The organism is uncultured Brachyspira sp., from assembly GCF_944390595.1.
Lineage (GTDB): Bacteria > Spirochaetota > Brachyspiria > Brachyspirales > Brachyspiraceae > Brachyspira.
In genome coordinates this window covers 1-11,537 of the sequence record NZ_CALXRN010000105.1, presented here as the reverse complement: position 1 = coordinate 11,537, position 11,537 = coordinate 1, and the positions used below count along the sequence as shown (strand labels likewise).

The 11,537-nt window shown below is 26.7% G+C and carries 9 protein-coding genes and 2 pseudogenes; 7 read left to right on the top strand and 4 right to left on the bottom strand.

The features are described from left to right. Window positions 1-201, bottom strand: a 201-nt coding sequence (locus Q0J90_RS05680; RefSeq protein ID WP_297276977.1) for a hypothetical protein, incomplete at its 3' end; no start/stop codon positions are given. 14 nt (window positions 202-215) lie between these two features. Here Q0J90_RS05680 and Q0J90_RS05675 point away from each other — a divergent pair. Continuing rightward, window positions 216-458 (top strand): annotated as a pseudogene (locus tag Q0J90_RS05675) (zinc-binding dehydrogenase); the annotation flags it as partial. Between the two features lie 462 nt (window positions 459-920). Then, window positions 921-1,628, top strand: a complete 708-nt coding sequence (locus tag Q0J90_RS05670; RefSeq protein ID WP_297276975.1) for a DUF554 domain-containing protein — start codon at window positions 921-923, stop codon at window positions 1,626-1,628. A 245-nt stretch (window positions 1,629-1,873) separates the two neighbouring features. On the opposite strand, the gene Q0J90_RS05665 is transcribed toward Q0J90_RS05670, so the two are convergent. Together Q0J90_RS05665 and Q0J90_RS05660 are read right to left on the bottom strand one after the other, a co-directional pair. After that, a complete protein-coding gene (locus Q0J90_RS05665) occupies window positions 1,874-2,254 on the bottom strand; it encodes a PepSY-like domain-containing protein (RefSeq protein WP_297276974.1) in 381 nt (126 codons plus the stop codon). Between the two features lie 422 nt (window positions 2,255-2,676). Next, window positions 2,677-3,045 carry a DUF4234 domain-containing protein gene (locus Q0J90_RS05660; protein WP_297276973.1) on the bottom strand — a complete coding sequence of 123 codons (369 nt, stop codon included), beginning with the start codon at window positions 3,043-3,045 and terminating at the stop codon, window positions 2,677-2,679. Between the two features lie 131 nt (window positions 3,046-3,176). Between Q0J90_RS05660 and Q0J90_RS05655 the strand changes: the two genes are divergently transcribed. From Q0J90_RS05655 to Q0J90_RS05645, 3 genes are all read left to right on the top strand, one after another. Then, complete coding sequence (locus Q0J90_RS05655; RefSeq protein WP_297276972.1) at window positions 3,177-5,510, top strand: tetratricopeptide repeat protein; 2,334 nt, start codon at window positions 3,177-3,179, stop codon at window positions 5,508-5,510. Window positions 5,511-5,602: 92 nt separating this feature from the next. Continuing rightward, on the top strand, window positions 5,603-6,610 hold the full coding sequence (rfaE1, locus tag Q0J90_RS05650) for a D-glycero-beta-D-manno-heptose-7-phosphate kinase (protein ID WP_297276971.1): 1,008 nt from the start codon (window positions 5,603-5,605) through the stop codon (window positions 6,608-6,610). 14 nt (window positions 6,611-6,624) lie between these two features. Beyond that, window positions 6,625-7,752 carry a hypothetical protein gene (locus Q0J90_RS05645; protein WP_297276970.1) on the top strand — a complete coding sequence of 376 codons (1,128 nt, stop codon included), beginning with the start codon at window positions 6,625-6,627 and terminating at the stop codon, window positions 7,750-7,752. Here Q0J90_RS05645 and Q0J90_RS05640 read toward each other — a convergent pair whose 3' ends face one another. After that, a complete protein-coding gene (locus tag Q0J90_RS05640; RefSeq protein ID WP_297276969.1) occupies window positions 7,753-8,613 on the bottom strand; it encodes an AAA family ATPase in 861 nt (286 codons plus the stop codon). It abuts the gene before it with no gap. Window positions 8,614-8,802: 189 nt separating this feature from the next. Here Q0J90_RS05640 and Q0J90_RS05635 point away from each other — a divergent pair, with 189 nt between their 5' ends. Further along, window positions 8,803-11,157 carry a transglycosylase domain-containing protein gene (locus tag Q0J90_RS05635; RefSeq protein WP_297276968.1) on the top strand — a complete coding sequence of 785 codons (2,355 nt, stop codon included), beginning with the start codon at window positions 8,803-8,805 and terminating at the stop codon, window positions 11,155-11,157. 166 nt (window positions 11,158-11,323) lie between these two features. After that, window positions 11,324-11,537 (top strand): annotated as a pseudogene (locus Q0J90_RS05630) (MATE family efflux transporter); the annotation flags it as partial.

The following is an 11,537-nucleotide window of genomic DNA, read 5'->3' as shown; positions in this document are numbered from 1 at the left end:
AGCACCATCTAATTGATAAAATACCTCATTAAACAATATCTCTCCTGTTCTTTCATATATAATAAACTCATCATGAGGTCCGCCGATATAGGCTTTATTTTTAAAAAGTTTTGCAAATTTTTCTATTTCAATATTTTCAGCATTTAAATTAGTATTGAATATAATAAATAAACTAAAAAAAATCATTATTACTTTTTTCATAAGTGTATCCTTTAAAATTATTATTTTCTCTTGCCGGTTCTAAATATGATAAAAAAGCAATGAAGGAGCAAAAAGAATATCGTTTTATGTTTGTGCGTGCTGACGGAGAACAGCTTCGTAAAATTACAAAAATTGTAGAAGATAAAAATATAAAGCCTAAAATATATTCTACTGTATTTAATATGGATAATGCATCAGAAGCTTTAAAATGCATTTTACAAAAACATACAGACGGAAAAATAATAATATCTATGTAATTAATTTTATATTGATTCACGCACGGTGTGCAGATTTTATAAGTAATTGAATTTATAATTAAAAATAAGCAAATATTTATAATTTCATTATTCGTGCGGTAAATATTTTCTAAATTTAAATAAATATAGGGTGGGCGTTAAAATAATAGTATAAAACTAAAAAGAAAGATAATATAAAAATAACTGATAAATGTAAAAAGCCTATAGGGTGGGTATATGTAATTAAAGTTTTAAAACTTGATTTACATACCCCGCCCTTTATTCTTCATCAATATATTTTGAAATTAAAATTTTATTTAAACTTTTACCTAATTAGAAATTTCAGCACCCGCCCAAGCTGTGATTAGATTTAAAATTTACTTACACGCACGCTTGAGTTAGTTTTATATATAAAATACTTTCTAATCTTGACATTTTATTTTTACATGTTAATGTAGTCCGTTCAAAAATGAGGAGATTAACATGATACCAAAAGGAATAATAATAGATTGCTTATGCGTACTTTTCGGTACTAATTTAGGAAGCATAATTAAAAATAGAATACCTCAGAGAATTAAAACTCCTATGAATGTAGTGTTCGGACTTTCTGCTATGGCTATTGGTATGACTTCTGTTATAAAATTCCATTCTTTGCCTGCTATAATATTAGCATTAATTGTGGGGGCATTGATTGGAGAGATTATAAATTTAGATTCAAAAGTTAAGCATATATTTCATAGTGCTATTGAAAAACTTAATTTTAAGATAGAAGGTAATAAAGATGATTATATGGCTTTTTATTTAATAGTCGCTGTAACATTCTGTACAAGCGGTACTAATATTTTCGGAGCTATTAATGAATCTATAACAGGCGATTACAGCATACTTTTATCTAAAGCTATTATGGATATATTTGCAGCCACTATATTTGCAGCTATTTTAGGTACAGCAATGAATTTAATTGTAATACCTCAATTTATAATACTTAGTATATGTTTTTATATAGCTAAATTATTAATGCCTTTTATAACAGATACAATGCTTAATGATTTTATAGCTATAGGAGGACTTTTAACTTTTGTACTTGGTTTGAGTATAGCACAAATAAAGCAGATAAGTGCTGTTAATTTACTGCCGTCATTATTATTGATATGGCCTAGTTCTTATTTATTCAGTTTATTAATGGGGTAATTGTAAATTAATATTTTGTTTTGTATACGGAAATAATATTAATAAAAAATGCAATCTCTTTAATTGAAGCGATTGCATTTTTTACTTTTTTTCATATATTCTCTTAGTTTTTATTATTGTATTATATAATACTTTTTTGTCAATACCCTATATACCTTTATTTGATTTTTCTAAAATAAAAGGCTTAAATCTTAAAAGATATAAGCCTTATATATTAATTAATTTTAAAGAGATACAAGTTAAAATTATGCCATTATTAATTCACCGTTATTTCTTATACATACTTCTAAAGAGTTAGTTAATTTTACTCTGTAGAATTCTATTCTTTTATTGATTTCAAATATATAAGCATTATTGTATTTTTTCATTATGTTTTTAATTTTATTAGCTATTGTTTTTGGAAGTATATTTTCAGATAATTTATCGTCGCTGCTTATATAATTCCAAGTTCCATTTTTGTCAAAGTTAATATATGTACCATTGCTTAATTTGATTTCATATTCATCTTTAATTTTGTCTATATAAACGATTTTGGCATTTCTATAGTTAGCAGCTATGAATCTTCTAATATTTTCAGGTAATTGGCTAGGTGTAATTTTAATAAAAAGGTTTAATGAATTAGTCATGTTGTATCTCCTTAAATCATGTATTGTAAAATATCTTTACAATTATAATTATAGCAGATTGTAAAAAATAAGCAATATTTATTTACAAATATTTTACAATAAATTTACAAAACTCATTCAAATTCATATTATAATAATACATATTATACATATATGAAGAGCTAATAAGTAAATATTGTAAAATATATTTACAAATATTAAAAAATTGACTGTTAATACATGATTTTTATATGAAAATTAGAAAAAATTGAAATTTTTAATAATAAATATCAATATTTAAAATAAAATATTAAAAATTTTATTTACATACCCCGCCCTTTATTTTATATAGTTTAATTTTTAAATAACAATTAAAATCATATTCATTACCTGATTAGAAATAGCATACCCGCCCAAGTTTTTTCTAAATTTTGAACTATATATTAATTGTTATTTTTTGTGAAAATAATATTTAACTTAGATTGTAAAGCAGCAACAGAATAAATATATCCGAATGGCACTAGAATAAGTATAGCTAATACAGCAGCATTTTCTCCGTAACTATCCAATTCTGCCTTTTGGCTCATTTCATTAAAAACAACAGTTCCGTATTTATAGAACCAATATATAGTAAATAATCCGCATGTTGCTATTGACAAAATAGCTGCTAATGCAGGGCTCATATATTCTTTTTCCATATAAGTATTAACATCGTTTGTAGTAATGTATATCCAATAAATTAAGTATATTCCGCATGTTGCTAAAGATAAAATACTTACAGTTAATAATGATTTAACTTTAAATTCTTTCATACAGCATTTCTCCTATAATTAATTTAAGTATAATTCATTATTAATAATATACAATTAAAAAATCATAATTTATTGTTGACATAATATATATATTCATTGTAAAATAATTATATAATGTATATGGGGTTTTTATGTATAATACTAAAATGGATTATCTTTTAAATGAAGCTTCATACCGTTTAAGCAATGAAGATTATGATCAAACTCTTGAAATACTTGATGTTATATTAAAAAAAGTTCCTAAAAATTATAGAGCTAATCTATATAAGGGACAAGTATGCGTTGAGATGAAGGAGTATGAAGATGCTATTAAGTATTTTGAAGAAGCCAGAAAAGTAGATATAAAAACTTTCAAATCATATAATTTACTTGGAATAAGCTATCATGCTATAAAGCAGTATGATAAAGCTATAGAATGTTTCAATGAGACTTTAAAAATTACACCTAATTCTTATAAGGCTTATAATCTGCTTGGAATAAGTTATTTTGAGAAAAAAGATTATATAAAGGCTATAGAAAATTTTAATAAGTCCATAGAGATTAATCCAAAATATGATAAGGCTTATAATAATTTAGCTTTATTTTACTATAAAAATAAAAAATATAATGAAGCAATAGAGTTTTTTGAGCATTCTAAATCTTTAGATGAAATGGTTTTTAAGGCTTATGATATGCTTGGAATGAGCTATTATAAGGTATCTAATTATGAAAAAGCAATAGAATGTTTTTCTAAATTTCTTAATTCTAATAAATCATATAAAATATCTAATACTTTAGGTGCTATTTATTCATTTTTGAAAGATTATGATAATGCTGTAAAATATTTCAATATATCAATAGATATTAATCCTAAATATGCCAGTGCTTATAATAATTTGGCTTTAGTTTATTTTAATAGAAAAATTTTTGATAAAGCCGCATTTTATTTTGATAAGGCAAGAAAATTAGATCCTAATACATTTAGCGATTATAATAAATTGGGAATAAGTTTCTATTCAAAAAAATATTATTATGAAGCTATAGAATGTTTTGAAAAGGTTATAGAAAAAAACAGCAATGCATATAAGGCTTATAATTTTATAGGCGTATGCTATTCATCTAATGAAGAGTACAGCAAGTCTGTAGAGTTTTTTAGGAAGTCTATAGAGATTAATGACAGATATTATAAGGCTTATAATAATTTGGCATTAGCATATTATAATTTAAAAAATTATGAGATGGCTATAGAAAATTTTAATAAATCTATAGATATAAACAGCGGAAATATAGATTCATATAATGGAATAGGATTATCTTATTATTATTTAGGAGAAAAAGAAAAAGCTTTAATATATTTAAATAAAGTATTAGATATTGATCCTTCATATAATAATGCTTATGAAACATTATTCAATATATATTTTGATTTGGAAGAATATGATAATGCTTTATATTTAGCTGATAAAATTTTGAAGTTAAAGCCAAACTCATTTAAGCATTATGATAAATTAATTACTATATGCTTTAATAATTCTAAATATGATAAGGTAATAGAGTATTCTCATAAAATACAAAATAAATCTGCTGATGTTTATAATATGCTTGCGGTGTCTTATTATCATTTGAAAGATTATGATAATGCATGTCTTTATTATAATAAGCTAATAGAAATGGATAAATCTTCTTTCTATTTATATAATAATTTGGCTATTATTTATTATTTAAAAAAAGATTATTACTTGCTTTTGAATACTTACAGCAGATATATAGATAATTTTGATTTGAATAATGATAATTTTGCAAGTTATAATGTGTTTCTTCTATCATATACTTTACTTAAGAAAAATATTATAAGTTATGATGATTTTTTAAGTTTATTTGAAAAATCATTAAATAAAAGTATTGAACATTATAATATTCATAATAAATATGATGGAAGAAGTTTATACAAATATATGACTTATGATACAAATTCATTAAAATTAATATTTGAAAGTAAAATTGAATCTAATAATTTATATGATATGCTGGCAAATTTAATGGAGCATAATAAATTAAAATCAATAAAAACTATAATTGATAAAATAAAAATATCTTCATTCAGTTTGTATAATAATTCAATATTAGATAATAATACTTTATGCATAGAATATCAAAGCTCAAGCGATAATACCGTTGTTTTAGATAGTAAATATTATAATAAAGATAGTATTTATGGAAAGAATGCTAAATTCTTGATTAAAGATGAAACCGACACTTATGATTCTATTGTTGCTATGTTTGCATATAAGTCTTATGATTCAAATTATGATGATTATTACAGGGCTGTATTAAATGATGATTCAGTTTTCAAAATAAAAAGCATATATTTCAGTAATGATTTTGATGATTCCAATATAGAAATAATAAGACGAATAATAAATAATGATGATATAAAGCTATACAAGATGAATAAAGAAAAAGATTCTTATTATGAGTGTTTATAAAATTTATTTAAAATATTTCAAATTTACAATTTTTTATTATTTATGTTATAATTCTATACAAATTAATTTTAATGCAGAAGACAGAATACAGTATGGATTTAAAAAATAAAGCTCAGAAAATTACAGAATCAAAAGTTCTAGTTATAGGCGATTTAATGCTTGATAGATTTACTTACGGAGATGTTATAAGAATATCTCCCGAAGCTCCTGTTCCGGTTTTGCATGTAAACCATGAAGAGAATTATTTAGGCGGAGCCGGAAACGTTGCAAGAAATATATCAGCATTAATAGGAAAGAATAGCAATGATAATATGTTTCTAATAGGGGTTATAGGCAAAGATAAATCGGCAGATATTATAACAGAGAGTATGAATTATTCTAATATATCAACTTCAGGAATAGTTATCGATGACAGCAGATATACAATAACAAAAACTAGAATAGTTGCCGGTACTCAGCAGATAGTTAGAATAGATGAAGAAGATACGAAACCTTTCTCAAATATAATAATGAAAAAAATAGAAAAAGTTTTTTTGGATAATATTGATGATTATAATGTTGTTATTATAAGCGATTATAATAAAGGCGTTGTTACTAAACCTTTAGCAAGAAAGATAATAGACACATGCAATAAAAAAAATAAGTTAGTTCTTGTTGACCCTGCTATAAAACATTTTTCATTCTATAAAAGAGCTACATTAATGACGCCTAATTTAAAGGAAGCTACAGAGGGAATGGATAGTAAGTTTCCATTCTATGAATTCGATAAAAATGCTATAAATATATTGGGCAACAGCATAATAAAAAAATTAAATTTATCAAAACTTATGATAACATTAGGTGCAAATGGTATGGCTTTGTTTGATAAGGATATAAAGCTTAAAGATAAAAAAAGCCCTTATATAATACCTACCAAAGCCAAAAGTGTATTTGATGTTTCAGGAGCAGGAGATACTGTTATATCTGTTCTCGCTATGTGTCTGTCAGTTGGTATTTCTTTTAAAGAATCATCAGAAATAGCAAATGCTGCTGCCGGCGTAGTTGTTGGTAAGAGAGGAACTTCAACTTTAACTTTAAAAGAATTAATTAATGTACTGTAAATGGAATACGTTTTATGAAGATAAAAATTATATTACTGCTGATGATGTTTATTATGGTTTCATGCCTTCCGAGACCTTTAATAGTTCCTGCTAAGATTGTTACTGAACTTGAATTGGGAAAAGATATTGCTGTTTATGACAATGAATTTGTAAATTTGGATAGCCCTAAAATATATAAAGTTGATAATGACTATTATTTCGGAGATTTCTATCATGTTAAAAATGATGTTGTATATGCTTTGGATGTATCAAATTCAAAAATGATCATAGCTTCCGGAAGCAATGTTAATAGTTTTCCATTGGAGTATACCAATCTTGAGACTTCAAAAATATCATTGATAGATTCCAATGCTAATATTTATATAACAGGATATGATTTAAGATATATAGGTGATGTTGTTGTAAGCAATGCTATGATGTCCTTGCCTTCAGAAGAGCCTTCAAGCATAGGCGATGATACTCCTCATATAGAAACTTATACTATTACGGTAACCAATACTAATTATACAAAAGTCGGTTTAGTTTCTTTAAATAAAATATCTTCTAATGGAAATACATTATATACTATAGACAGCATAATAGATAATGAATATGAATCTGTAGTTAAGCTTCTCACATTAACCAATAATAAATTTGCTGTATTAAAAAGAGATAGAAACAGAATTCCTATACTTGATATATACGATATGCATACAGGAAAAATGGAAAACAGACATTCTTTATCAGAAGTTGAATATATTGATGCCGATAATATGTCATATAGGGAGATAGTTGATTGTGTTTATATAATTGATAAGGAAGTATTGGCTATACTTACTATGAATATAGTTAATGGCAAGCATCAGGAAGATATTATATACACATCAAAATTAGATAATTTTAAATTAGAAGAATCTTATAAAGTGCCATGCCGTGATAATTCTCTTGCTGTGGGTATGGCGAATAATGGAAGGGTAACATATACAGGTATGGATAATGGTATGTATTTCTTTATACGTACAAATCCTTTTCTTTCTCAGAATTACAGCAAAGAGTATTTAGGAATAGACGGTTTTAATAAACTTAGAGGAATACATATGTTTGATAATTCCATTTACGGCTTTATGCTTGAAAATGGAAATATAAAGTTTCATAATTATTGATTACTTTGTATTATGCATATTATCATCATCCATATTAAGACTTAATATTCTAAGTCCTTCGCTTCCAAGAACGGATTTTAATGCTATTAGAAATGATGTATCTTTGCTTCCTGCAATATTTGTTTTGTATAATTTCATTGCATATCTTGCCATATTGATGCCGTCTCTTACAGAAAATGAAGCATTATGTATATGAGATTTTTGCAAGAATCCTACAGTTATTTTTAATATTTCATCATCAGCGAAAGGAAGATTCATTTTTAATATATCATACTCTTCTTTAACATCAGGGAAAGGCAATTCTATAGTAGGCTGAAGACGCGAATGTATATATTCCGGAAGTTCAAAAGTGCTGGCGTCATCATTCATAGTAACTATTATTCTAAAGTCAGGATGAGCCTTTATTTTTATTCCCGCTATAACACTTTCTACATATCTTCTGTCATCAAGAAGAGGAGCAAGAGAAGCCCAAGTTTTCTCGCTCATTCTGTTTCCTTCATCCAATATTGCTACTCCGCCTTTAATCATAGCTGTAACTAAGCTTGAGGCATGATAGCTTATTTTATTATTTTCTGATATTACAGGTATAATAATTAAATCTTCCGGTCTTGTATCTACTGTACATTGAAATATATAAACATCTCTTTTGAGAAGTTCTTTAGCTACATAATATGAAAGCGTAGTTTTTCCGGCACCAGGCTTTCCTACAATTCTAGGGTTTAGAGGTATATCATCATCGGATATTACATTCCAAGAAGCCATTATTTGTCTTACTAAATCATTCTGCCCAGTCCATTTTATATTTAAATTACCAGGATGAGATAATATTAGTTCAACATTTTCTATTTGTACTTTTTCCATTTTTACCTCTAAAATTAAAAATTATATTTGTAGTTTTTAATGATATTATTAATTTTATAAAAAGTCAAATATTTATAAAATTAAAATGTTTAAAGTTTAATTTTATAAATGTAAATTTTGCTTGCAATGTTATTTATATCATAGTATCATATAACTATAATATTATGTAAATACGGTGTTTGTTTTTAAATGTTTAATAGAAAGAAAAAAAATCAAGAAAATAACGGCATAGAAAAGAAATCTAAATTAAAAAGATTTATAGCAACTATTTTAATTATTTCACTTCTTGTAATATCCGCAGTAGGTATAGTAGGAATATACTTCGTAGGAGGGGTATATAAAGATTGGGTATCAAGAAGAACTCAAAGTATGGCTATGCTTGAGGAATATTATAATATAATAGTTATTAGAGGAAATGAGAAAAGAATAAGATATTTTAATCCATTAAATCCTTTCGGGGATTCTCCTCCTACAAAAATATATGATAGAAACAATATATTAATAGGGGAATATATGCCTCCTGCCTATGAGGTTGTTAATGTTGATGATATTAACCCTCTTTTAGAGCAGACTTTGCTTTTAATGGAAGATCAGAAATTTTATTCGCATCATGGTATAAACTATTTCAGAACTGTATATTTGGCTATTCAAACTGTAATAACTAGAAAAATAGTCGGAGGAGGTTCTACGCTTACTCAGCAGCTGGCTAAATTGCTTTTTACAAAGAGTGAAAGAACGGTTGAAAGAAAGCTGTTTGAAATGTTTGCAGCAAGGGAGATAGAGGATAAATATAGCAAAAAAGAAATTCTTGCCATGTATTTCAATACCGTTTATCTTGGTGATGGAAACTACGGTTTTGAGGCAGCATCTCAGTATTATTTCAATAAGCCTCTAAGACAATGCAGACTTCTTGAATATGCTATACTTGTAGGAATGCTTCCTAATCCTACATATTATTCTATAGTAAATAATCCGGACAACAGCAGAAGAAAAGTTGAGCAGATTTTATCAAGACTTGTTAAAAATAATATTATAGATAAAAATACTATGAAAGAAGAGCTTGAATTGTTTGATAAACAGTACACAAGCATAAGCGGTCAGGTTAAAGGTGCTCAATGGAAAATGACTGTAAACAGAACTCCTTATGTTAATGAATATGTAAGACAGGAGCTTTTAAATTATTTTAATAAAGATGAATTGGCTTTATCCGGATTAAAAATATATACAACTGTAAATGAAAGATATTACAGAGAAGCTGATGCTGTAATGAAAGAAAAAATAAGAAATTTGCAGACAACTACATCCAACCGCAGCTATCAGGGTGCTATGGTATCAATAGATCCTAAAACAGGCGGAATACTTGTTATGATAGGCGGAGACGGATATACTTTGCAAAATCAGTTTAACAGAGCAGTTCAGGCAAAAAGACAAATAGGAAGTGTTATAAAGCCTTTTATATATTTGTATGCTTTTGAAGGCGGTGCTCAGCCTTTTTCTTCTATGATGGATACAAATTACAGTTATCCTCAGGGACCTGGAAAGCCTGCTTATTCTCCTAGAAATTTCGACAGAAGATACAGAGGAGAAATCACTTTAGAAACTGCTTTATCAAAATCAATAAATACAATAGCTGTTAAGCTTTTAAATGATATAGGATTATCATATTTTATAGAGCATTCCAGAGAATTTTTCGGAGAGGATGCATATATACCTAATGCATTATCTATAGGATTGGGTACTATAGAGATGAGTCCTATTGATTTAGCGTCAGCTTATGCAGCTTTAGCTAATGACGGTATTAAATACGATGCTTATATAGTAGATAAGGTTATAGATATGGATGGCAATGAGCTTAGCGTGACAGCTTTAGTTGATAGAACACCTCATAAAATAAGCTCAACATCTCCTTCATCATACTACTTTTTAAATACAACATTGCAAAAAGTTATAGCTCCTGGAGGAACAGCATACAGAAGTGCTAATACTTACGGATTTAATTATCCTTCATATTCTGCTAAAACAGGTACTACAAGTGAGCATAGAGATAACTGGTTTGTTGCTTATAATGATGAAATAGTTACTATAACTTGGATAGGAAGCGATAGAAATGATGTACTTCCTAACAATGTTACAGGAGGAGCTACAACTGCTTTAGCTACATTCCAATATCTTAATGCCATAACTCCTGCTTCAAAGAGAGAATTCAGCTGGCCTATACCGGAAGATGTACTTATTGTAGAAATATGCGAGGATTCAGGGCTTCCTAGAAATCATACATGCGTTAATACAAAGCCTTTGACTTTTGGAGGAAATGTAGATTTATCTTCTCAGTGTCCTATAGATCATATAAGAAGCGGTACTACAAGAAGAGAATCAGAAACAAATGATATTATTACAGAAGAAGAGGAAAAGCTTTATTATACTCCTTTAGATGAGGACGTAGAAAACAGCACTGCTCAAAATAATAATAACGGCAATAATAATATATATTTACTTCAAGATGAAGAGATAAATGATCCTAGTTTAGGCAATATAAGAAATTAATTTTTTATTATTTTATTATGAAATTATGCTTCTAATTTTTTATTTTATAAAAAATAATATTTAAAAAGTTTATTATTATTGATATAATATTTTATCTTATTAATAATATTATTGTTTTATTATATCAATATAGTTGAGGGATATTTTTTATATTCAAGGGAGCAGCATGGTTAACTTTTTTAAAAGCCAATCCACAGAAGCAAGACGCGACTTAATACTTCATGGTTCTATTACAAATACTCTTATAATGCTTTCTATTCCAACTTTAATGATGAGTTTAGTTCAGTCATTAATACCTTTAATGGATGGATTATTTTTAAATAATGTTACAGGCACTGTTATAGCAAGCAGTGTTAATTTTTCTGAACCTATAATTAATA

Excerpts from the sequence above, each read along its gene's own strand:
- Q0J90_RS05660 (WP_297276973.1), bottom strand. The coding sequence starts at position 3,045 with ATGAAAGAATTTAAAGTTAAATCATTATTAACTGTAAGTATTTTATCT.
- Q0J90_RS05645 (WP_297276970.1), top strand. The coding sequence starts at position 6,625 with ATGAAGATAAAAATTATATTACTGCTGATGATGTTTATTATGGTTTCA.
- Q0J90_RS05655 (WP_297276972.1), top strand. The coding sequence starts at position 3,177 with ATGTATAATACTAAAATGGATTATCTTTTAAATGAAGCTTCATACCGT.
- rfaE1 (WP_297276971.1), top strand. The coding sequence starts at position 5,603 with ATGGATTTAAAAAATAAAGCTCAGAAAATTACAGAATCAAAAGTTCTA.
- Q0J90_RS05670 (WP_297276975.1), top strand. The coding sequence starts at position 921 with ATGATACCAAAAGGAATAATAATAGATTGCTTATGCGTACTTTTCGGT.
- Q0J90_RS05640 (WP_297276969.1), bottom strand. The coding sequence starts at position 8,613 with ATGGAAAAAGTACAAATAGAAAATGTTGAACTAATATTATCTCATCCT.
- Q0J90_RS05665 (WP_297276974.1), bottom strand. The coding sequence starts at position 2,254 with ATGACTAATTCATTAAACCTTTTTATTAAAATTACACCTAGCCAATTA.
- Q0J90_RS05635 (WP_297276968.1), top strand. The coding sequence starts at position 8,803 with ATGTTTAATAGAAAGAAAAAAAATCAAGAAAATAACGGCATAGAAAAG.